The 23,272-nt window shown below is 49.4% G+C and carries 21 protein-coding genes; 7 read left to right on the forward strand and 14 right to left on the reverse strand.

Annotation, left to right across the window (positions count from 1 at the left end; genetic code table 11):
* Window positions 1-67 precede the first annotated feature (67 nt).
* The 6 genes from KIS29_07575 to rfbB form a co-directional block, all read right to left on the reverse strand.
* On the reverse strand, window positions 68-505 hold the full coding sequence (locus tag KIS29_07575) for a hypothetical protein (protein MBX8640176.1): 438 nt from the start codon (window positions 503-505) through the stop codon (window positions 68-70).
* The gene (locus KIS29_07580; GenBank protein ID MBX8640177.1) at window positions 502-1,689 is read right to left on the reverse strand and encodes an FAD-binding oxidoreductase; all 1,188 of its coding nucleotides are present in this window, start codon (window positions 1,687-1,689) and stop codon (window positions 502-504) included. The genes KIS29_07575 and KIS29_07580 overlap by 4 nt, the downstream gene beginning before the upstream one ends.
* Window positions 1,690-1,880: 191 nt before the next feature.
* A complete protein-coding gene (locus KIS29_07585) occupies window positions 1,881-2,462 on the reverse strand; it encodes a PH domain-containing protein (GenBank protein ID MBX8640178.1) in 582 nt (193 codons plus the stop codon).
* A gap of 221 nt (window positions 2,463-2,683) precedes the next feature.
* Window positions 2,684-3,274 (reverse strand): DNA-3-methyladenine glycosylase I, encoded by a 591-nt coding sequence (locus tag KIS29_07590; GenBank protein ID MBX8640179.1) that lies wholly within the window; start codon window positions 3,272-3,274, stop codon window positions 2,684-2,686.
* 95 nt (window positions 3,275-3,369) lie between these two features.
* Window positions 3,370-4,605, reverse strand: coding sequence for a GDP-mannose 4,6-dehydratase (locus KIS29_07595; protein ID MBX8640180.1), 1,236 nt, complete (start codon window positions 4,603-4,605; stop codon window positions 3,370-3,372).
* A gap of 90 nt (window positions 4,606-4,695) precedes the next feature.
* Window positions 4,696-5,679, reverse strand: a complete 984-nt coding sequence (gene rfbB / locus KIS29_07600) for a dTDP-glucose 4,6-dehydratase (protein ID MBX8640181.1) — start codon at window positions 5,677-5,679, stop codon at window positions 4,696-4,698.
* Window positions 5,680-5,779: 100 nt separating this feature from the next.
* On the opposite strand from rfbB, the gene KIS29_07605 reads away from it, so the two are divergent.
* Genes KIS29_07605 through KIS29_07615 form a run of 3 tightly spaced genes read left to right on the forward strand, consistent with a single transcriptional unit; the run spans window position 5,780 to window position 8,292 of the window.
* A complete protein-coding gene (locus tag KIS29_07605) occupies window positions 5,780-6,295 on the forward strand; it encodes a dTDP-4-dehydrorhamnose 3,5-epimerase family protein (protein ID MBX8640182.1) in 516 nt (171 codons plus the stop codon).
* Window positions 6,296-6,301: 6 nt separating this feature from the next.
* The gene (locus tag KIS29_07610; protein MBX8640183.1) at window positions 6,302-7,168 is read left to right on the forward strand and encodes an SDR family oxidoreductase; all 867 of its coding nucleotides are present in this window, start codon (window positions 6,302-6,304) and stop codon (window positions 7,166-7,168) included.
* A 56-nt stretch (window positions 7,169-7,224) separates the two neighbouring features.
* Complete coding sequence (locus KIS29_07615) at window positions 7,225-8,292, forward strand: glucose-1-phosphate thymidylyltransferase (GenBank protein MBX8640184.1); 1,068 nt, start codon at window positions 7,225-7,227, stop codon at window positions 8,290-8,292.
* A gap of 93 nt (window positions 8,293-8,385) precedes the next feature.
* Here KIS29_07615 and KIS29_07620 read toward each other — a convergent pair whose 3' ends face one another.
* Window positions 8,386-9,600, reverse strand: a complete 1,215-nt coding sequence (locus KIS29_07620) for an MFS transporter (GenBank protein MBX8640185.1) — start codon at window positions 9,598-9,600, stop codon at window positions 8,386-8,388.
* A gap of 748 nt (window positions 9,601-10,348) precedes the next feature.
* Here KIS29_07620 and KIS29_07625 point away from each other — a divergent pair.
* Both KIS29_07625 and KIS29_07630 read left to right on the forward strand, forming a co-directional pair.
* The gene (locus KIS29_07625; protein MBX8640186.1) at window positions 10,349-11,551 is read left to right on the forward strand and encodes a S53 family peptidase; all 1,203 of its coding nucleotides are present in this window, start codon (window positions 10,349-10,351) and stop codon (window positions 11,549-11,551) included.
* 353 nt (window positions 11,552-11,904) lie between these two features.
* Complete coding sequence (locus tag KIS29_07630; GenBank protein MBX8640187.1) at window positions 11,905-12,300, forward strand: hypothetical protein; 396 nt, start codon at window positions 11,905-11,907, stop codon at window positions 12,298-12,300.
* A gap of 928 nt (window positions 12,301-13,228) precedes the next feature.
* Here the strand turns inward: KIS29_07630 and KIS29_07635 are convergent.
* A complete protein-coding gene (locus tag KIS29_07635) occupies window positions 13,229-14,437 on the reverse strand; it encodes a hypothetical protein (protein MBX8640188.1) in 1,209 nt (402 codons plus the stop codon).
* A gap of 1,489 nt (window positions 14,438-15,926) precedes the next feature.
* Between KIS29_07635 and KIS29_07640 the strand changes: the two genes are divergently transcribed.
* Both KIS29_07640 and KIS29_07645 read left to right on the forward strand, forming a co-directional pair.
* A complete protein-coding gene (locus tag KIS29_07640; GenBank protein ID MBX8640189.1) occupies window positions 15,927-16,151 on the forward strand; it encodes a hypothetical protein in 225 nt (74 codons plus the stop codon).
* Window positions 16,141-16,527: a transposase gene (locus tag KIS29_07645; protein ID MBX8640190.1), complete on the forward strand. Its 387-nt coding sequence runs from the start codon at window positions 16,141-16,143 to the stop codon at window positions 16,525-16,527. Before KIS29_07640 ends, KIS29_07645 begins: the two co-directional genes overlap by 11 nt.
* A 357-nt stretch (window positions 16,528-16,884) precedes the next feature.
* Here KIS29_07645 and KIS29_07650 read toward each other — a convergent pair whose 3' ends face one another.
* From KIS29_07650 to KIS29_07675, 6 genes are all read right to left on the reverse strand, one after another.
* On the reverse strand, window positions 16,885-18,318 hold the full coding sequence (locus KIS29_07650; GenBank protein ID MBX8640191.1) for a glycoside hydrolase family 1 protein: 1,434 nt from the start codon (window positions 18,316-18,318) through the stop codon (window positions 16,885-16,887).
* 51 nt (window positions 18,319-18,369) lie between these two features.
* The gene (locus KIS29_07655) at window positions 18,370-19,578 is read right to left on the reverse strand and encodes an ABC transporter ATP-binding protein (protein ID MBX8640192.1); all 1,209 of its coding nucleotides are present in this window, start codon (window positions 19,576-19,578) and stop codon (window positions 18,370-18,372) included.
* A 6-nt stretch (window positions 19,579-19,584) separates the two neighbouring features.
* Entirely contained in the window at window positions 19,585-20,328 is a 744-nt protein-coding gene (locus KIS29_07660) for a carbohydrate ABC transporter permease (protein ID MBX8640193.1), read from the reverse strand.
* 82 nt (window positions 20,329-20,410) lie between these two features.
* Window positions 20,411-21,295, reverse strand: a complete 885-nt coding sequence (locus KIS29_07665) for a sugar ABC transporter permease (protein ID MBX8640194.1) — start codon at window positions 21,293-21,295, stop codon at window positions 20,411-20,413.
* A gap of 49 nt (window positions 21,296-21,344) precedes the next feature.
* On the reverse strand, window positions 21,345-22,952 hold the full coding sequence (locus KIS29_07670) for an ABC transporter substrate-binding protein (protein MBX8640195.1): 1,608 nt from the start codon (window positions 22,950-22,952) through the stop codon (window positions 21,345-21,347).
* Between the two features lie 136 nt (window positions 22,953-23,088).
* The coding region (locus KIS29_07675) for a hypothetical protein (GenBank protein ID MBX8640196.1) at window positions 23,089-23,272 on the reverse strand (184 nt) is incomplete at its 5' end.

Below are 23,272 nucleotides of genomic sequence, written 5' to 3' on the forward strand. Positions count from 1 at the left end.
GCCGTAACACCGGATATGAAATCGTTTCATGCCTGTGAGGACAAAGTGCAGCCTCCGAGGCAGTAAGTCAAATACTGGCTTGCCTTCCTGACAGAAGGCAGTCCATGACGGTCCTGACAAACTTACCGATTGCATCGTCAACTGCATCACCGGCTATTGCGGCGGCAAGACCCTTGATGTCAGCATCCCCCCGATACTCAACCAATGTGGAGGATCCGGCCTGCGACAGCACCGCGGTTATGCTTCCTGATGCAGTGCCGAGGGTGCCGTTCATTTTGAAGAACAGGATGATTGTATTTCCCGCGGCTTCCATACGCGCATCGACTTCAAATGTTCCCTTCACCATCCCTTCCTTTATCCTGATCCTGCACATCAGCCTGTCTTGCGACACCGCATGGACCTTCACAACTCCGGCGAGGCATGGCAATATGCTTCTCATGTCAGCAATCGCTGCCATCAAAGCGCCAGGATCGGCAGCGGCCTCCAGTGAGCCCTGAATTCTCAAGGGAACGCGCTCCCTGACTCGAATCGTGAAATCGAGTAGGCGGAAGCGTCGATGCTGCGAGATCGTCCGTCGACTACAAACTCGGACATAATTTTTCCTACCATGGGTGAAAGCTTGAAGCCATGTCCGCTGGAGCCGCAGCCTATAAACAGGTTATCATAACCGGAAGACGCGGCGCTGTCCAGAATGGGTTCCCAGTCGGGAGTGATGTCGATATAGGGCATAAAGTCCCGGCACACAACGGCATTCTTCATAGCCGGAAAACGGGATAGAATGCCTGACGCATATGCCGATGCAATATCAAAACCCACACGTGCGGTGAAGTCCGGATCGCATCTTGACCAGTGCATGCTTTCCGGAAGCGAGAATGCCGAGGCATCACCGTAACTCATCTCCGAATGCATTGCGCCGAGCAGTATCTGGTCACTGCCTTCCGGCCTGGAATAAAAGTTGTTGACACCGTCAAAAATCACCCTCCTGGAGGATTTGAATCCCTTGGGCCTGATGAAATAACAGACAGGGAAGGAGAGCATGTAGACAGGAAGCCTGAGACCTGCCATGGATGCGAGCCTCGGCGTGTTGGTTCCTGCGACAATGACCAGTTTCCGAGTTTCGAAAACACCGCTGGTCGTGGTCACCGACCAGCCGCCAGCATTACGCCTGATTTCATTCACATTCAGACCCTGAAATATGCTGACGCCGTTCAGTTCAGCGGCACGTGCGAACCCCGTTGTGACGGCGGCCGGATTCGCAAATCCTGCCCCGGGCTCATAGGCTATCGTCTCATCCTCACCGATAAACATGCCTGGTTCGAGGCGAAGCGCTTCGTCCCTGTCTATCACGCTGCACCGGATATGCTCTCTTCCGAGAACACCGACTGTCCTGCCAATCTCATCCTTATCATCCGATATTACAAGCATTCCGGTTCTGGTAAAAAAGGGATCACTGCCCGTATGTTTCCTGAAGTTTTTGAAAAAACGCAGACTGAGCCTTGCAAGTCTCGCCGTTGACGCATTGGCATAAAACTGCCTGATTATAGCGCTCGTGTGACCGCTCTGGCCGTACGGAATATAACCCCTTTCAATGATGGCTATCTTCCCGCCTTCGTCCGGGTTTCTGGAAAGATGGAATGCTGTACTGCAGCCCCAGGCCCCTCCGCCTATTATCACTGTGTCGTATTTCAACGGAACACCACTAAAGTGAAAGCAGAGCGGTAAAGGATTCTGCCAATATATACTGCTGCACAAATCAGGGCAGTCTTGCGTCCGATTTTGCAGGAAAGGAAATACATTCCCAATCCAAAATTGCTGTGGCACTGCCCGAAATGCCGTACAGCGTCGGCAGACGGCACCTGTGCACGGCTACCCCGCGATTCCTAACTTGTCTTCAGGATGCTGAGCATCTTGTTGTACTGCTCTTCTGTAATTTCACCGCGGACAAATCTCATCTTCAGCTCAGCCACAGGATCAGAAACGGGCGCGGCGGCCACAGCCTGTCCCCTGTTCCGCGACTCGTCTATATTTTTCTGCGCCAGCTGAATTGCCTGGATGGTCAGCGGTCTAAGTTTCTTCCAGAAGGTCCAGTTCTCCACTGCCGACATGCCGTTGATGATGACATGGTCATCTATGACGCCCTGCTGCAACTCGACCGAATTCAGCTGATCCCATGTGAATGTCCTGCTCTCGAAAGACATCAGCCCTGTCGATGCGAGCATAAGTCTCCTGTTCGTGACAAGAAACCAGGGATGGCCTACCTGATCGCCTTCGTCTCCCCTGGCGGGATTCCTGAATCCGCCGGCTACGTTTCCTCCCTGCACATGCGATGCGCCTATGCCTCTCAGGGAGAATTCTATCATTTCTCCGGGCTGCAGAACCTGCTGCACCTTCTTCTGTACCTTCTCCGGCATAACCGTAAATTTTGAAAATTCCGGATCACTCTGGAAATTGCCTGATGTCATAGTATTCTGTATTTTCGACCCATTTAAAAAAGCTTACTCAACATTCCGGTCTTTGATTTTGAAGCCAGAAATGGGACTGCCGCAAACGCCCTGATATGCGAACATCCGCAGACATTCGCTCAGTAATTTTGCAGCCAGAATAACTTCCGGATTTCCATAACGCGGTTATAATCGAAACTGCCGACGGAAAACCGCCGGACCGTGCTGTCTGCACTGCTCGCTCAAACACACTCACTGTAGCGGAAACAGCTCCTCAGATGATCGTTGACCATGCCCGTGGCCTGCATGTGGGCATAGCAAACAGTGGGTCCGACAAACCTGAATCCCCTTCTGTATAGGTCTGAGCTCAAGGCCTCCGATTCGACTGAATAAGAGGGCACTTCCGAAAGTTTGCGCCATCCGTTGCGTTTCTGTCTTCCGCCGACAAATGACCAAATATAGCGGTCAAAACTGCCGAACTCCCTCTGTATGCGCAAAAATGCTGATGCGTTTCCAACCGCGGCGGCTATCTTGCTCCGATTTCTCACGATGCCGCTGTCATTCATCAGCCTGCTGACGTCCCTTTCCCGGTACCTGCTCACTGTCCCAGGATCAAAGTGGTGGAATGCCCTCCTGAAATTCTCCCTCTTCCTGAGTATGGTAAGCCAGCTGAGGCCTGCCTGGAAGCCTTCGAGCGTCAAAAACTCAAACTGCTTTCTGTCGTCATGCAGCTGCACGCCCCATTCCGTGTCATGGTACAGCATATAGAGAGGGTCTGCAAGACACCAGTCGCATCTTTGCACCGGCTGACTTGCCTTCAGGGCATCCTGCATGTTTTCAGACATCTCCTTTGCATCCGGTTCTCCGGCATCATACGAGACGTACGGAACTGCTGCCAGGGCATTTCCTTCCTCCCGCCTGAAAGGAGCTACCTCCTGCGATGATTTGGGTCGGCATAGTAGTTGAGCTGGTCTTTCACAATGTCGCCGAGGCTGTGCTTTGTTTCAAATCCGAGATCCTTTGCCCTTGTTGTGTCGGCCAGCAGTATGGGAACATCCGTCGGGCGATATCTTTCCGCGTCAAAAACAGCATTGTAACTGCCCCTGGAGGTATTGACGGTTATTCCCTTGTCTTCGATTCTGAAAGAGAGCTTGCCGTTCAGGATGCGATTATCGACCTCGAGCCCCTGCCATGTCTTTCCGAACATCGACAGTCTGACCGGTGCCGCAGGATCCTTTACCCTGATGCGCCTGTTCATTGTCTCGATGCTGTCGATGCTCGCACCCGAAGCGACGAATGTTTGCAGCATATATGACAGTACGGAATTGGTGCGTCCTGAACCGATATTGTATGCCTGCCCTTTCTCTCCCTTTTCAGCCAGGAGGCGGTAACCGCTGACCATGTCATTGACATGCGACCAGTCCCTGAATGCCTCGACATTGCCTATAGAGAGATATTTGGCCTCCTTGACCATCACGGACGAAACCTGTTTCGCTATGGACGCTGTAACAAAGTATGAACCGCGCCTTGCACCTTCATGGTTAAAGCCACGGGAAACAACATTTCTCAGGCCATAACTCTGCGCGTATTCTATTGTCATGTATTCGCCAAAAACTTTTGTAACGGCATAAGGCGAAATCGGTCTGAGGGGGTTCGTTTCCCGTATCGGGAGTTCAGGATAGTTTACCACAGGTGGAAAAATCCTGCCGTTCTTCTTTTCGAATTGCTCAACCTGTTTTCTGGACAGTGCGACAAAACCGTATTCTTCGCTGGAGCCGGCAAAAACGAGCCTTGCTCTGTTTCCGCCTTTGAGCCTCATAGCCTCAAGCACGTTTGCAGTGCCCAGCGCGTTAGAATTGACTGCCTCAAGCGGATTGATGAAGGACCGCTGTACAAAGCTCTGTGCAGCAAGATGGAAGACGATGTCCGGGTCCGCCCTGTCGAACGCCATCAGGAGGGATGTGAGGTCCTCTACGTTTCCTTCGACCTTCTTCACCTCATTCTGTATTCCCACCTCTGACAGTCCGCGGTTAAGGTCTCCGTCCGCACGTCGCCTGACCAGACCGAAGACCTCGTCCCCTTCATCGAGATATGACTTTGCGAGATGCGGTCCGACAAATCCGGATATGCCCGTTATCAGAACCCTTCTGCTCACTTGCGCCACCACATAATCCCCGGAAGACACATCTCATTTGAAATAACTTGCCTTCGGAAAAAGTGTTCAGTTTGATTCCTTGCCTGTCCAGAACCTGCGTCAAACGAACGAATACGCATCCCCGAGTGGTTTCCACCACCAGCTGTTACCCACATACCACTTCACTGTTTCTGAGAGGGCCTGATCGAAGGTAAGCGAGGGTTTCCATCCCAGCTCCTTTCTGAGTTTGGTGTCGTCGAGCGCATAACGCCTGTCGTGTCCGGGCCTGTCGCGGATGTACTCTATCCTGTCTTCGCCGTATCCCATAATCGAAAGCAGCTTCCTCGTGAGTTCTATATTCGAAAGTTCATTCCTCCCGGAGACCAGATAAGTCCCGCCTTCCTTTCCCTTCCTGACAATTGCGTCAATGGCAGAACAGTGGTCGCTGACATGTATCCAGTCCCGGACATTCAGGCCGTCTCCGTAAACCGGCACTTTTTTGCCGGCGAGAAGCATCGTTATGAAACGCGGAATTATCTTCTCCGGGTGCTGGAAAGGACCGAAGTTGTTTCCGCAATTTGAAATGGTTGCCTTCAGGCCGAATGTCTCGGCGTATGCCCTGACCAGATGGTCTGAGGATGCTTTGCTTGCGGCGTAGGGACTCCGCGGGTTGTAGCAGGTCTTCTCGGTGAATTTGGTTGCTGAGTTGAGCGGCAGCGAGCCGAACACCTCATCTGTGGAAACGTGATGGAATCTGCCGACGTCAAATTTCCTCGCCGCTTCCAGCATGGTGAGCGTCCCGTTTACGTTTGTCCTGATGAAATCGTCCGGGGCGTCAATTGACCTGTCCACGTGCGATTCCGCTGCCAGATGGATGACCGCATCGGCATCCTTCAGCGCAGCAGCCACGTCCTCCCTGCTGCATATATCACCCTTCCGGAATTCCACCTTTCCCTGATCAATCAGCGGCCTGATGGATTCAATGTGGCCGGCATATGTGAGCTTGTCAAGGCACACTATGTTGTCCCCGGGATACTTCAGGCTCCAGTAGTGCAGGAGGTTTGAGCCGATGAAGCCTGCACCTCCTGTAACAAGCAGCTTCATCGGAGGCACCTATCTACTAAGTGATATTTATCAGGGATTGATTATCCTGTCCACAGGAGAAGGCAGTTTCAAATATGTGCCGTGAAGGATGCGTGATGCCGTGTTAGATGGTATTGAAGTCATAGACCTGAGGAAAAACGCTGATGAAAGAGGCTCATTTACCGAAATAATGAGGGAAGACTGGAACGACTTTCTGCATGGTGAAAGACCTGTCCAGTCGAACCTGTCCATTTCCTATCCTGGAATGATCAGGGCATGGCACAGGCATACGAGAGGGCAGTATGACATTTTCGTTGTGCTGAAGGGAGCGCTCAAAATATGCGCCTACAACGACGTTGAGGAAAAGAATATGGGAGAGCTCGTGGAAATAGTGGCGAGCGGCGAAAGACTCCAGGCAGTGAAGATAAACGGAAAGTACTGGCACGGAACGAAATGCGTAAGCCCTGTTCCGGCGGAGACCGTCTATTACGTTACGAGGCTCTACGACAGGGAAAGGCCCGATGAGCTCCGCAGGGCATGGAATGACCCTGCAATATTGCCGAAATCGATTAACGGAAATGTGCATGACCCGCGTGCCGGCAGGACCTGGGACTGGAACTCTCCCCCACATAAGTGAAAAAGCATGTCTTCGGACTACCTGGTCCTCGGGGGAAGCGGATTTGTCGGCAGCGAACTGGTCGGTCATTTTTCCTGTCCGGGCACGAGTTTTTCAGGCAGAGAAGGATTTATCAGATGCGACGCAACAGACACGAAGGACATCAGGAAGGTGCTCGATGACCTCCGGCCGGGTTTTATAATCAACTCGGTCGGACTGGCCGATGTCGACATGGCAGAAACGAATCCCGGCCTGGCAGCCCTGCTCAACGAGGAAACCGTAAAGAACATCATGGCACTGAAAAAAACATTCAAATTCAAATTTTTGCACATCTCGACGGACTACGTCTTCGACGGCACAAAGGGAAATTACAGCGAGAATGACAGAACGAATCCAGTCAATGTCTACGGCATTACAAAACTCGCCGGCGAGCAGAGGGCGCTGGAAGACAGCGATTCTATCATCGCCAGAATTTCAACCCCGTTCGGCAGGGGGCAGGGCAGCACAAAGAAACAGTTTTTCCGTTTCGTCTATGAACGGCTGAAGGAGGGTAAAGAAGTAAATGCCGTCAACGATCAGTTTGTTACTTCCACTTACCTGCCTGATCTCGCAAATGCGGCTGATAGATTATTTGAAAGAGATGCCAGCGGCATATTCCATATCGGCGGCCCTGACCGTCTGAGCAGGTACGAATTTGCGCGCGAGGTGGCAGAAACAGCAGGTTTCGACGGCGATCTGGTGAAACCCATTTCGTCTGAAGAGATGAAGCAATGGAAGGCGAGGAGACCGCGCGATACCTCTCTTTCCCTGGAAAAATCTCTTGCCTTCGGCCTGAAATACACACGGACTGCTGATGCTCTGAAGGAACTCATTTCGCCGGGTGGCCGCCGGTAAATATGGAAATGACGGACCTAGAAGTGTTTTTTTAGAACATTGGTGTTCCTCGGTCGATGAAAGGCGTTCTTCTGCATGGCGGAAGCGGAACCCGTCTCAGGCCAATTACGCACACCGAGGTCAAGCAGTTGCTGCCGGTCGCAGGAAAACCTGTGAGCCAGTATGCGCTTGAAGACATGGTTGCGGCCGGAATAAGCGAGATAAACATAATAGTGGGGAGCGTTGGCGCGGATGCCGTGAAGCGCCATTACGGTGACGGCTCACAGTGGAACATCTCCATCACATACACATATCAGCCGGAACCGCTGGGCATTGCGCATGCAGTCGGCCTGACAGAGCGTTTCGTCGGGAACGAGCCGTTCGTCGTGTATCTTGGCGATAACATACTGCACAGCGGAATCGCGAAGCTGAGGGAATCGTTCGACGGCGGGCATTTTGATGCGCTTGTCGCCCTGTGCCGTGTCGCGAGGCCGGAGAGCTATGGAGTTGCTGAAATCGAAAATGGAAGAATTGCCAGACTTGTTGAGAAACCAAAAAATCCGAAATCGGATCTGGCGCTAGTCGGGGTCTATTTTTTCAGAAAGTCCATATTCGACATGATACGGACATTGAAACCTTCGAAGAGAGGAGAGCTGGAAATTACCGAGGCGCTGCAGGCTCTTATAGACGGCGGGCATCCCGTCGGGTATCATGAAATAAAGGGGTGGTGGAAGGATACGGGAACAATGGAGGAGATACTTGACGCGAACCGGCTGGTCCTCGACGACATACAGAGACAGGTAGACAGTGATACACACGCGCAGAACCTCATCGGCCGCGTCAGAATTATGAAAGGCTCATCGGTTGACGATAAATCTGTTGTCAAGGGTCCCTGCCATATCGGCGCCAACACGAGGATAGTCTCTTCGATAATCGGACCCAATACAAGCATTGGAAACAACTGCATTATCGAAGGCGTTGAGATAGAGGACTCCATCGTCATGGACGATTGCAGGATCGATGGCAAGGACAGCGTTCGCCTCTACGAGAGCATAATCGGCGCGTCCTGCACTATAACAAGGAACGACGGCATCAAGAAGGCTTCCAGGATGATTGTCGGAAGAGATTCAAACATAATGCTGTGAACGGGAGCGTAAGCACTTCAGAAGTGCAATACTGAGAGAAGGTACAGGCAGACAGAAACAGCTGCGGAGTGCACCTGCGGCCCGTCTTCCCCGTCATCCCTGTCTCCTGAAAAAGAAGTAATAGAGCACAGGATCGAAGATTGATATCAGCCCGGCGGATGCAAAAGCAAGCGCGGAAATGCCTATTGCGAAAAGAACGCCGCTGAGACTCGCTGCGATGCCGAACGGTATCCGGCGTGCAATGCCTGTGATTCCTGCGCCTCTCGCCCTCTCCGAAGGATGAAAAAGCTGCATCGAAAAGCTCTGCCTGAGCGGTATGGTCATGCTGTAGAGACCTGTACGCACAACAAACAGTGCCGCGGCTGCCGCAATCGAGCCGGAAAACGGTATGGCAATGAGCAGAACGGAACTCAGTCCGCGGAAAAACGTTATGCCCCTTATTCTTCCGACAGAGCCCTCCACGCGCGTCGCAAGGAGAACCGCGAGAGCCGTGCCAAGATAGGAGAGCGAGTAGATGACAGATATCTGCCCGTCGGTGGCATGCATTATGTCGCTGAACCATATCGGGATGAAAGGCATTATCAGTCCCAGCCCTACACTTCCAAACAGACCGGACAGTGCGATGCGCCCTATGCCATGAGCAGATTTAACAGGAACAACAGCCGATCCCTTCTCTGCCGGTTTATCGCTGAACTTCATAAGAAAAATGAACAGGAAGCTTGTTATAGAGAAGACGAGACCGGTAAGAAAGAGTATTCTGAAGTACTCCTGGCGGAATGTAAATGCGGAGACCGCCGTTGAGAACAACGATCCCGCAAGCGCCGCAAACACGGCACCGGACATGAGAAGGCCAAAGGATCGTGTCCTGCTTTCATCGGTTGTGAGATCCGCAAGAAGTGATGTCTGGAGCGGTGCAATGGGACCGCCGCCCGAACCGCCGCCTATCCCGCCTGTAAAACTGACTCCAAGGAGTGAAGTTATGAAAATATCCGGTATGCTGCGCAGCGTGAGCAGCAGTAGCATCATTGCAGGGAAGAGCAGGGACAGCAGTATGAGCATCCTCCGTCTTCCGTAGAAGTCCCCGAGGAAACCGCTCACTGTGGACAGCGCTGCGCTGGCAATAGTCGCAACGAGAGCGTAAATGCCGATGTCGATGTATGACATTCCGATGAAGCGCAGATAAAGCGGAAGGACGAAACTCACATAACCGAATGCGAAACTCCTGGATATCCTGTAGCCCAGAAGCATTCTTATGAAATGGGTATTGCTGCCTGCACCGGCATTGTCAAAATGCAATGCGCTTTCCATTTAAATCACTTCAGTACTGGTCCTGTTTTAATGCGCGGCGGACAATTCCAAGACCGCTCTTTGTTTTAATAGTTTGAGATCCGCATTGAATTTATTTGGAAACATGGAAATGTGGATTGAAGCCGCCGGGCTGAGCAATGATTTAATCTCCCTCCGGCCGAAGACAGGATGAAAAATCCAGAGCAACGATCATTTGCTCGAACGGATATCCGCCGGATATCAGGCACAGCATGTCTCAAATGCAACGAGAAAAGTCAGCAGAAGAATCGATTATTGATCGGGAGACAGTTTGTTTTGCCTGACTGCTGCCGGATCAAATCCATGGCAGATATCGGTATGCGTTAATTTCGGACAGGGCAGCTTCGGCGGGTCTTTTCAAGTGGGGAAGATTGAAAGAGAGTTGCGCAACTAATCCCTGGAAGGGCAGTCAATATTGTTCGCAAATATCCATTCTTCGTCCAGTTTGCCGGCATTCATTACGCATCATGCATAACAGGTCGCTTGGGTTGAAGGCCAGATGCTGTGGATGCCATCAGATCTGAACAATACGGCAGAATATAACGGTCCACTGTGGTTTTAACTGTTCTGTGGCACAGAAATAACGATGGATACTGGTAGCAGCATAATTGCTTCGTTCCGTAATACAAACTCGGCTTAAAAATGAATTAAATACTTCCTTTGAGATGTACGGTCGGGGAAAATAATGGGTCGTAAATTGATCTCTGCACTTACAGTGCTGATTTTTGTAATGATGGCTGCAATACCGCTGGTTGCAACCCAGCAGAACACCGCAATGAACGGAGAAACCATAATGCACACATTCATAACAGGTGTTTCCTCGGGAAACGGAAAAGGACCGAGTGGCGGTCCGGGCGGCCCAGGGTCTTCCGGGCCTTCATCATATCCTGCATATACACCAGGACAGATATTCTTCGCCTACAACTACAGTGCAAAATACCGCGGGAACAGAGAGACGATTGCGATTATAGATGCATATGGGAGCCCGTCCATACAGAACGATGTGAATGTATTCGATTCCCAGTTTAGCCTTCCATCCATCAGCCTCACAATCCTTACACCATTCGGCAAGGTAGGAAGAAACTCAGGATGGGCACTCGAGACATCACTCGATGTGGAATGGTCGCATGCGATGGCGCCAAACGCAAGCATTCTGCTGATAGAGACACCTTCCGCATCATCAACCTACCTCATAACCGATTCCGTCAACTACGTAGTGAACCATACAAGCGCCAATGTCGTTTCTATGTCATGGGGAACAGCCGAGAGCGGTCTAACAGCCTCAGAACTGGCGCAGTACTCGTCCACATTTGCCTATGCCGAAAATCATGGGCTCATACTTGTCGCTGCATCCGGAGACAGCGGTGCGAATGACGGCACCTCTTCTCCGACGGTAAACTATCCGGCTTCCGATCCGAGCGTTGTCGGGGCGGGCGGAACCACTCTGAATCTTACAGATATAACTTCCACAAGCGCAACGTACTCATACGAATATGCGTGGAATTCCTCCGGCGGCGGCGTTAGCTCCTACTTCCCTCTGCCGTCATACCAATCAGCTGCTGGGATAAAGGCTTCCGGAAGGGGCGTTCCTGATGTATCTTACGATGCCAATCCGAACACAGGCTTCTGGATATACGACAGCACTACCTATGAAGGACTGAAAGGATGGATACAGGTTGGAGGGACAAGCGCTTCTTCGCCGCAATGGGCTGCAATCTTTGCAGAAGCGCAGCAAGCACTGGGAACCACATCCTTCAATGGCGCATATGTCCATCAGGATCTCTATTCTGTTTACAGCAGCTCAACTGAATATGCGGCTGCATTCCATGACATAACCATTGGGTACAACGGATATTACTATGCCGGACAGGGATATGATGAAGTAACGGGAATAGGGTCTCCAAATGTCGGTGCACTCATAGAATATCTGTAAGCTGACTTGAAACTGAATTTCCTGATAAACCATTTCCGCCATATTTTTCATTTCGCACTACGGCAATTAGCCTAACAATTATCCTAAAGATCTAAACGTTTCTTCAGTGCAGTTGCATCTTCAAATTCCAGGTCAACAGTTAAGATTTGAACCGGCAAAAACAGCTTCCGCTCAACCGCCCCAAAGACAGAACGGACAGAACGCAACGTGACGGTGTCGGAAAACACTTTCAGTGTAGACACGCGTTCCGGGCACCTTTGTTCCCTTATCCACATCCGTCACATCACAAGTGAATTCGCAATTTTGACTCACAGGAATCAAATAACTCTAAATTCGAATACATACTGACGGTAATGAGTGAAAAGATGGTTAGCAGAGGAGTCGAAATCGGGATTCACCTTGCACCGGGCCTTGCAGATGAAGCGTTCGTGGCCCTCGCGCTTGGAAACTTGGCCGCCTACAAGCTCGCTTCGGAGCGAAAGGAAAGGCTGCAGTGGCAGGTGCTAAGGGTTACGGGAGGAGATGCGCACCATTTCAGGCTTGTCGTAAGACATCCCGACAGAATGATGGATCCGGGATTGCGCAAGAGACTGGAGGAACACATGATGGATATGTCATCAATGTCAGAAGCGAAGCTGAAGGCAGCCTTCGACGAGGCGGAGAAGAACGGGCTGAAACCGTTGCCGCTGCGAACCGTTGCCGAAGATCTGGACTTATGGAGCGATAACTTCTGGAACTGGCTTGGATAAACGGACAAAACGTGAAGAAATGTGTGATTTGAAATTCTGTCGTTCTTCACGACCTTCGATCGGCGAATGTTAAAAATATCTCCACTAATCAGAGTTGTTCTGAGGCCGTTGAAAACACACGCCGAATAAGGGAAATGACCGCTTCATAGCACTGTGCAGCAAACTGCAGATGCTTAGGTGGCTCGTTGATACAGTAATGCCCATGGTTATCAGAAGGAAGGGCTGACGAGCTAAGGCTGCTGGAACCAGTTTGGCAGGCTCTATGGATCGACTGCAGTAGCGCATACAGACTGCAATCTCAAGCCGTGCCTTCAAGCATTTCGGCATATCGCTCGACTTCCTCTATTATAACCCTTCAAACTTTTCCAGATACATATAGTCGCTTGATGACATAGACAACTTAATACCACAGAGGGGAAAGCAAAGGACTGCGGAAGGGACCTGCGTCTCATGTGCATCTCGCGCCTGTGCAGCAGAGATCTTAGCATACCGCCGCTCCACATGTCATATCCAGGCAACGCCCTCATGCACACAGTCGTCCTGAGGTGGGCATTGTTCAGGCGTTTCCTTCTCTTCGTCGTCTGTATGCCTGCAGCATCCTCATTTATGAATTCCGCAGTCTACTTTGAGAAGAACTGCATGCTGACTGCAAGTAGTTCCCCGACGGCGCCGATGGGTGTGCCTTCACCCCTCATAGTTAATCACGAGCACAAGTCTGTTTTCGCGCTTGCGTGTTCAATCGTCCATAAATGCAGACGTGACGTATTCTGATTGCATGAAAGCTGGATTCCCGGCTCTGGAGCCGTAATCATACCCATATCAAGGAAGGTTAACTTTTACTTGACTTCCCCCTTACTATAAGAAACTGTGATGAAAACTTTCGACTCCCTACGATAATCATCGGAGTAAAGTATGAAACCTACCTGTCTTACTCAAACATGCATATCGGAAGACAAGCCCAAGATTGCGGTTTCGCACCGAGACCCTGTCCTGTTATAGAGTTGAAATACTCACTGTAGTCACTTGCTGTCATTGCATTCAACGACTTTTCTGCCAATTCGTCTGCAAGATTGCTTCTTCCAGATCTTACAGCAGCCACCCAGAACAGGTAGTTCAATTGCGGCCATCCTGCACCTCTCCAATAACCGCCCGGCTCGAAGAATGGCTCTGACTTGTCAGTTCCAGCCACACCAAACCTAGATTCAAGCCGTCCACCGATTTCGATATCTCTAAACGCTTTACTTACAGCGCCCCTATTTCTCGAAACCATGACCGGAAGCAGTCCTTCAGCCGTCCTAGCCGATGAAGAATGTTTCCTCACAGAAGTCACGTCTTTCCAAGTGCCAAGCTCCTCATCCCACGACTTATCAAGTGCGTCGATTATCGATCCCGCCTGCTCAAGAAGTCTCTCGTTTCCAGTAACATGATATAGCTCAATCATATTGAAAGCGGTTAACGCGTTGAATGCCGCCGACTCAACAATGAACTGTGAACTTGAGATCGACGATCCAGTGGAAGAGCATTTAAGCGAACGCACAAACTCCGACTTTCGTTCCTTCCAGGCGATAGCGTCAAACTTCCCATTTGACCAGGAATCCCAGCGGGGAGAGCTCCCGCAGCCTGCCTCCGAAGGGTGGAGTATGAACAACAAGCCATCCGGCGCTCTTCTGTGAGTCATAAGAAAATTAAAGGCGTTCGCAGCCTTCTCTGCTAGACCAGTGACATCAATGCCAGATTCGTGCAGCAACCTTATTGAGTGACCGAACATCGGCGGCTGTGTTATGTCTGAATGACCCGGCTGCCTCCAGTCAGAAGTCGCAGCACTTGGATTGAATTGAAAACCCATGTGCGGGACAAAGCCATCCTTTAGCTGCCACCTGAAAACAGACGATAACTCGGTGATGGCTTTAGATTCATCTCCAATGGTCAACCAGATTATCGAATGAAAGCAGGAATCCCATAGCCAGCAGGCTGGGTATGACACGATATTTGGAGCAGTATATCCAAACTCGTTCCTCCAATTATGAAGCATGATTGCACGTGCTCTTTCCCGTATCTCGGAAGCATTGTTTATCCGATGAATGTTTCTTCTTTCTTCTACAGCATCTGCAATATCAGCTTTTCTCTCCTGGTTCATGTCTCGGCAGAGTCATTCTAACTATAATACATGTAATTATCATTCGTCATTCGACGCGTTCAGAGCACCGAAGTCAGTGGGCAACACTATCACACCCCGGAACTCTGAGGATTCATTACCTTGACTTCAACTGCTAAAAATATGAGGAGAGTTTACTTTTTCCAGGCTTTTCTCCAGAGACTAATGCGAGCAAATCTGTACACAGGAATACACAACACTTTGTTGACTTGTAGGTTTATTGATGGCTTTACTAATCTGTTACAAATCAAAGTCTAAGTGAGTGTTTCATAATTTAAAAACTAAAACGTCTCCTCAATTTCGAACACAGCACCATCCATCCTGATCATTTTGTTCTCAATTTCCCACGTTCGTTACAGTCAATTTCGTTGTATCGTAAACTAAGTCCTGAATAGTGATGTTGAGGCTAAGGACTGGTAAGGGGCATTGCGACTGGACAGTGGCCACTTCAAAGCGTATCGTAAACAGCCGATGCGAACAAACGCTGCTCATCTTCGGCCGGCTTGAGTGACTCAGTAAGATCCAGGTAAGCCATAAACTCAACGAAGTTTTACCGCACTCCGCTGTATAGCGTATTCGACGGCATATGGCTTGGGGCGGCTTATGCCCTCGACAATCCTTAGGCGGAATGATGTTTTGCCGAGTGCGGGAAACGCCGTTCTGATATATGGCATATGGTCAGAAAGGTGCTAGACCTCGACTTTCTTCAGGAAAAACCTGGTGAAAGCGGAATGTACGGACGTCGTTCTGAGGCTTAAGTGTCCTCGTAATTTAGCGAGCATACTCCAACCAGCGTGTGAGCCGTGAATCGGGTCGTAATCTGACACGCCAGCGTCTCCCTGTATCAATTACCAGTCTACGGCCTACAGGCAACCGGAAACCCCTTTATCCAAAATAAAAGAGAATGATGAAATGAAGCGCAACAATAAAAACTAAGTGCTGAATGCCGAGGAAGTACGACAACAACAGCATAGGCATGGAGCAGATGTAGAAAGAGACACGGTCGGTGGCCGAGAGGATAGAGCTGCCGATTGTCCATGCCATGGAGGTCACTGGCATATATCATGTAGACGTGCTGGCATTTCTGAATGAAAAACATGCAGCAGCATATTGCATAAATTCACTGCAGCCGAGAGGAAAACGACATGGAAAGTTGAGAAAGACAAATGATGCCGACTGCTAAATCATATCAGCTTAAGCAATGAAGAACCTTATGTGTCGAACGACCTGAGTGGTTGAAGGACACCCAAGACTCAAGGAAATAGCACGTTTGAGGCAGCGTGTCTTACAGAGCTCCTCCAGAACTGTAACGCAAATCAGAAGAGACTTGGATTTACTTTGTCGTGGTCTGTCGTAGATAACGTATGAAGCGGACTCCCCTTTCAGCATGGGCAGCTGAAGCATTTCTGCCTCCACTCCAGGCCCTTCGCCAGGATCGCACACGATATTGAAAAAGTGATTTCGTCTTTCCATGAAGCGAACAAGAAGGCGAAGGAAAGGACAGCGGGACTTGCATTATTTTGCAGGAAGTAATTCGGTGGAGGGGATGGAGGATGCACTTGTTCACGAGGTGCGTTACCTGATTAGGAAACTGGAGCTGATAGGTGAGTGTATGGAGCATCATGAGAAGAAAATCAGAAAGGAGATGGATGAGAGGGGAAGCCTCGTCGTCACTGTTCCGACATATGACAGGTAATATCGGCAACCGTGGAGAGCTGGTAGGGAATCCAGCCAAGTTCAGTGATGAGAATGCAATAAGGGTGTTAGCCGGCCGCGATCCCGAAATGGAAGATGCCGGCCAATACCATTCCGTCGGACTGCATATATCGAAGTGGGGAATCGAATTGCTGAGGACAGCACTCTACGACAGCTCGCTCCCTGCCATCAGATGCAATTCTGCCTGTTCAGATCCGTACAAATGGTTCAAAGAAAGAGGAAAGCACGGCAGTCTGTGGCGCGTTGGAGTTGCCGTCAAGCTTCTTTGGCAGGCAACTGCCGTCGCGACAAAGGGAGAACCATTCAAAATCCCTGAGAGATATTTGAATTCCGCAACAGACAATCAGACGGCATGAGTGAAAAGCGGTTGATTTTTTCAATGAATCCACAGGCGGGAAAAAAGGATATATACATTCAGACCCTGCTTGGAGAAATGCATCATTTCAGCTCACGTCTTGACCAGACAAATGGAAAATTGATGTCCCAGTTCCAGTCAGTGTAATGTGTGTAGCTAATTTTTGCCAAGAATGCCGACGAATAATTTACAGGATCGCAGGCTAATTCTTTACACCTGCAACCACTACGGTGAGTAGCAGGGTGCAGGAATTTGCTGGTAGAACAGGAATGGAACATTTTTAGTAAATGAACGGGCAATAATACGGTGTAAGTTCAGCCACCACTGGCGTCAGATATTGACAATTATGCACACTTTGTTATTCATCGACTAGCTTTTCAGGCACATTAAGGAAACCCTCAACCCTGCCACCAATGTCCTTTGCCAAAGCAATATCTTTTAGCACCAGGCTGCTTTGTCTTCGCTGAAGCTGGCATGTCTTGCTATTGAATGATGAAAGGCCGAATTTCATGGTAAAACCGTCAGCCCATTCGTAATTGTCGACCAAGGTCCAGTGAAGATAACCTCTAATATCCACCCCTTCCTCCAATGACTTCAAGACTTGGGCAAGATGGGAAACGATGAAATAAGATCTCAGGTTGTCCTTTTCGTCTGCGACACCATTTTCTGAAACCCAAAGAGGCAGAGAGTATCTATTCCAGAACGATTTCAAAACTTCCGACAGCCCTTCAGGATAAATTTCCCAACCGAAGTCCGAAGTGGGTAGACCAGCCTTGCTCTTTGAGTTTTTTGTGCATCTCCTCCCATAGCCATCCGATTCAGAGAAGCCTGTGTTAGTCTTGTGAACAACGCACCTGGTGTAATAGTTCAGTCCGATCCAGTCAAGCCTTCCCTTCAGGTCACTTCTGAAGATACTACCCTTCCGGCCGAATTTGACTGCATCGAAGAATGGCCATCTTCGCTCTTCACAAGCCTGTTGTGCCGCTGTTTGATCCTCTGGCTTCTCCGGCACATAGGACGGTGCTCCGGATATTATACCCACCGGCTTTTCAGAAACTGACTTGATCGCATCATATGCCCTCGCATGTGCCTCTATAAGGTTTGCCTCTACCCTTCTCGAAATGTCACCACCAAAGTAACCTGGCGGGAACTTTGGATAAAGCACGTTCGGTTCATTCATAGTGGAGTATGAAAGGACGAAATCGTCAAATTTGCTTGCTGCATATGCGGCGTAGAGTGCAAATTGCCCTGCAATATCCTTTGAAAGCCAGCCTGAAGGCGTCGCCTCGGGGCCAATATCCCTTACCTTGAGCGGATCGTGGAGCCATATCGGTAAGCTCCAGTGATAAAGGTTGAGTATCAGAGATATGTCATGCGAACGGAGATCACGGAAAATCTCTGTGTACCTGCGCAATGCGTTCTTGTCAACAAACATGTCGAGCTTCTGTAATTGTTCTTTCTCTATCTCAATAGATAATATATTATCTCCATCCGTCCTGCAAACAGGTTTAGGTAAAGGTCCTGTAGGAAAAAGTCTTGACCACTCAATGGAAAGCCTTGCTATATCTAGACCGAGAAATGCCGCTTCCCTGTGGAAATCCTTGAAATGCTCTAGATACCCCGGTCCATCCTCAGGGAAATCCCCGCTGACTCGTCCAGCCACTATATTACTACTGTCATGCACCCATTTGTACCAATCTGTGTTTGAGTCTACGTTCAGCCTGTTCCCCATCTCCGACTGAAATGCAGATTGTGACCAGCCGAATCTGAACCCTTTAGGAAATCCATTCATTTGAATCGTCAAATCCCCTGAACATAAAAATACCTCGGCATACTTGTCGGATTATGTGGATGCATAAATCCGCCTTCTCTCGTCATTAGAGCTGCCCTGTTTCCCCAAACTCATAGAGTAGTTCAGCATTGAATTGCCATTTGAGTCAAACAGCTTCAGGTCATCCCTCTTTGCATAAAGCGAAATTCTGCTGTCCGTATCGATTGACACATCGCTGCTTACCGCTATATCATCATCCAATCCGTCCAGCCTTATAAGCACCCTGAATATTCCAGCGGAATAACTGCATATTTTTACAAAACCGTTACCGATCAATACCCAATAATCCGAACCCTTCAGTGAGGTATTATTCTCCTCCAGTACTTCAAGCGATTCCGGCCTGAAACCGACTCTTACCTCTGTATTGTTCTCCGGAACTATGGCAATCAGCTCATCTCTCCTGAAGCCCAGTTTACATCTATCACCCAACTTTACTTCAACATCTTTGCCGGAACCCTGCGTCATTAAACCCTGTATGACACTCATCTCACCTATGGATCTTGCAACAGTTAAGTTACTGGGCTTGTGGTACAGGTCCGAAGTCCTGCCCATCTGGGCATTCCTGCCGTCTGTTATCGCAAGCGTGTCACTGGCGAGCGAAAATATGTCTGCAGGGTCGTGGGAAACTATGATAGCAGTGATGCTCAGCTCCTTCTGAACAGTGCGGATGAGAGATCTAGCATTATCCTTGATGGTTGCATCAAGATTGCTAAAGGGCTCGTCAAGCAGCAGAAGAGAAGGGCTCTTGGAAAGAGCCCTTGCAACGGCCACTCTTTGCTGCTGCCCGCCGCTGATCCTGCCAGGCTTCCTGACTAGAATTTCAGTTATTCCCAGCATTTTCGCCAGATGCAGGACAGTCGACTCAATATCATTTTCATCCATCTTCTTCGCTCTGAGCGGAAAAGCTATGTTATCATAACTTGTGAGATGAGGATAGAGAGCCCAAGTCTGGAATACCATGCCTATGTTCCTTTCCTCTATTGGCACTCTGATCTTTCCTTCCTCGGCGACGACCGTATTGTCGAACTTGACCTTTCCATGAGACGGTCCCTCCAGACCTGCAATTATCCGGAGGAGTGTCGTCTTTCCTGCTCCGCTCTGTCCAATTATGCCGAAGAAATTGCCATCTGCGACTTCGAAGCTGATATCATCTAGCACTTTGTTCTCAAGTTTCTTCTTCGTAAATATCTTAGTGACATTTTCAAGACCGATTTTGACCATTCCAAATCACCCTTTCGAGCCGCTCCCGAGAGCAAGGAAACCACGCATAAAATATCTTCCGAGGAGTACAAATACAAGCAGAGGTATGAGCGATGCTACTAGAGCAGCTGCGAAACTGTCGTTGTAGAGTGTCCCGTAGCCTCCAGTGTATGAGAGCAGTGAGATTGAGGCAGTGTACATGTTGGGTGTTGAAGTCAGAACGAGCGGTATGAAGAAGTTGTTCCATACCTCCACGAACGTGAGTATGAAGGTTGAGACCGCTCCTGCCAGTGTGAGAGGGAATGCCACTTTGCTGAATACAATCCAGTCACTCGCACCGTCAGCCCTGGCAGACTCAACTATGCTCTTCGGTAAATTACTCATGAATATCGTCATAAGCAATGCCCCGCCAGGCAGATGGAATATGACGAAGGTGAATATCAGGCCAGGGTAGGTGTTGAACAGACCCAGTGTTGATAATATTTCAGTTATAGGGACGAGCGTTATCTGATATGGTATAAACGTGGCTATCGCGATTATGACAAAGACAGTGTTGTTTGTCCAGGATCTGCCCTTGTAGAAGTAAAATGCAGCCAGTGCACCGATAAATGTAGAAATCGTTGCGGTCGCTATCGCAAGGATGAGGCTGTTAACAATTGGCAGTTCCAGCGCACTCGAAACTGTTATAAGAGGAGTGAAAGAGAGACCAGTAGGCTGCAGTATGGGTGTCGTCAGGACGCCTCCTGCCGATTTCATTCCGTCAATAAGCATGGTGTATACTGGTATTAGCCACAGGGCTGCAAGTATGATCAAAATGGCATGATGAATCGTTTTCTTCGCTATCTTCAGCGGCCTAATCACCGGATATCCACCTCTTTACTCCAAACAGAGCATACGGGACGATGACGGCCGACGCTATTATGACAACAATGATGCTAACTACAGATGCTTTTGAAAAAAACTCTGTTGTGAAATAATTGAACATCTGCTCGGCGAGCGTAATTGTGAAGGGGTCTAAACCAGTCGCCACATAGGGCAGGCTGAACATTCTGAGAACGAAAAGGAATATGGTCACAGTGGCGACTATGAATGCATTTTTTGCCTCCGGCAGAAGTATTTTAAAGACAATGGTGTGAGCCTTGGCTGCATCAGCTCTTGCTGACTCTATCACCTGGGAGGGAACACCCTGGAATGAGGAGTAATAGAATATCGCTGACAGGCCCGAATATATCCATATTGAGACAATTATCAGGCTCAGCTCAGAAGTTGATGGACTAGACAGACCGGAAAAGGTTGGTAAGTGCAACGCTACAAATATCGAATTGATACCCTCCTGCGGATTGTAAAGCCAAGTCCAAATTACAGCCGAAGCAGCCAGTGAAATCGATATCGGGTACAGGAAAAGGGAATTATATACTGACTTCAGTTTCCCATTTTCGAGAAAAAATATCAGTGAAGCTATAAGGATTCCCAGCGCATTTGTAACCGCGAGGCACACTACCACCCAAAGCATTGTTCTACCAAAAGCAGTAACGAACAACGGGTCTCCCAGTACGGACGAGTAGGTGCCGAAACCAACAAATGGCGGATTGTGGGCATGAAGTATCGAGTAATCAAGAAATGAATAGTAAAGATTCCAGATTATGAAATATAAAAGGAATGCTGCAAAAAATAAGGTAGGGACCACGAACAGAAATGTCATCTTGCGCCTTCCAGAGGCGTGCCTTTCACTGTTCATGGTTCTCAGTTTGGAGTTTCCCAGCTGGTTTCTGCCAGCTGGTCATAGCTCAATCAAATGCCTGTTTAAGCGACGGGGTAGACACTTCGGCCTTCAGAAGCGAAGTGCCTGTCATCAGGTTGTCCGACGAGCTGAAGGCCAATGCCGGGGTCAAAACGCTTGGAGCCTGGCGACCTGTCATAGGAGTTACGCTGTGCACAACGCTGCTGCCTGCAGTCGTCTGATGGACTGTCGAAGCTGTTGCATTTACCCACGGTGGCAGGTAACCGCCAAGCGGGTTAGACAACGTTCCCCAGAAACCAAGACCCATCTGGTTGGCCGACAGCCACTGCGATTTCTCACTCGCCATTTGTGAAGCGAATGTTGTGTTCCATGTGGACAGGTATGACGCACCGCCCTGAGTCAGTCCAGTGAAAGCTGTGTCTATCGAACTGAATACGCTCGGGAACAGTCCGCCTGGGAAACTCATTACGAAGTCATTGCTTGGAGTGGATAACAGTGCCTGATAGTCGTACCATTGAGCTGGATCGTTGTAGTAATCATTTGTTACATTGTTGTAAAATGTAACAGCCTTCCACTTTGTGAATATCTGCTGACCTGCATATGAACTGAAGTACTTGGCGAACAAAAGTCCTGATTTAGCAGATGGGCCAGTGGGCACCGCAACTGAGTCAATTACAAGATTGTAGTAATTTGCCGTTCCCGGGAATGGCATTTCCATCAGTGATACATTTGTCCAGTTTGTGTACGGTGCTATTGCGGGGTATGTTGTTGTGTTAAGATAATCGTAGGCGTAATTAACATAGAAATTGCCGTTTACCTGAAATGCAGCCTGACCACTGACAACATGGCTTATCGCTTCAGACCAAGTCAGCGTCGAAGCACCTAAGTAATTGTCTGATGTGAACTGCAGCAGGATCTGGTTAGTTTCGTAAATATAATTCTGTACTGTGGGGCTTGACAGATTAATTGTTCCGTAGGGTATCTGATCGTACAGCTTTGGTCCGGCTATTGAGAGGAAAATACTCTCCCAGAGATTCAGCTGATCCCACCCATTATCGTTCCCAGGGACCATCCAGGGGGTCAAGCCGTCTGCCTTGAGGGTAGCTGTTTCATTGAGTAACTGTGTGAGGTTCGTCGGTATAGATAAGTTGTGGGCTCGCAGAACCTGAGGGTTGAAATAGAGCAAGCTTGCCCTGTGCGTATCAACAGGCAGCGAAAGCATTGTGCCATTGTACATACCTGCTGCGATGACAGACGGCACGGCATTGGTCATTAGCCCCATCGACTGAGCAACCGGCGTCATGTTTACGAACGAGTTTAATCCATGTGGCGCTGCTTCAACATAGCTTATCATATCTGAACCGAAGTTCGCCTGAAAGGTGTTTGGAGCATGCCCCGACTGTATCAGGTCCAATATTGCAAGTCGAGCCGCTATGCCTCCGGCTCCCGGCTTGAGGGTTGAAACTTCCTGGTAATGTGGATACTTCGAATGGAATCCAGCAACAGTCTTAGTCAGCGCGATCTTTCCATCTGTTGCCCACCAGTTGTAGAAGTATATATCTGTTATTTTGTTCTGGTTGTTGTTATAAACAGTGTAGGCGACCACCGAGCCTATCAAAGCCACAACGACGACCACGGCGACGACTGCCCACATCAATCTTCCTTTCTTTTTCTTTGCAAAAGATCCGCTTCCAGTAGCTGCCAAAAAAATCACCAGTGCCTGATTAATAGCCGCACTCATACAAATTCGAGTATATATAGCATTCCTCGAAAGTCGCTTTGGGACAAAATTACTGTTCGGTCCCTTTCAGCATTTCCGGATGTGTGTACGTGAGGTAGCAGCACTGCCTCACATTGTGCACATCCGCCTTCAGAAACTCTTCCGTCTTCTTTCTCTCCGGCAGCTTCTTCCTTATCTTTGCCGGGAGTCTCCTCTTCAGCATGGACATTACAGTTTCCGCATTGGATCGCATG

It is taken from the genome of Candidatus Sysuiplasma jiujiangense (assembly GCA_019721075.1).
GTDB lineage: Archaea > Thermoplasmatota > Thermoplasmata > Sysuiplasmatales > Sysuiplasmataceae > Sysuiplasma > Sysuiplasma jiujiangense.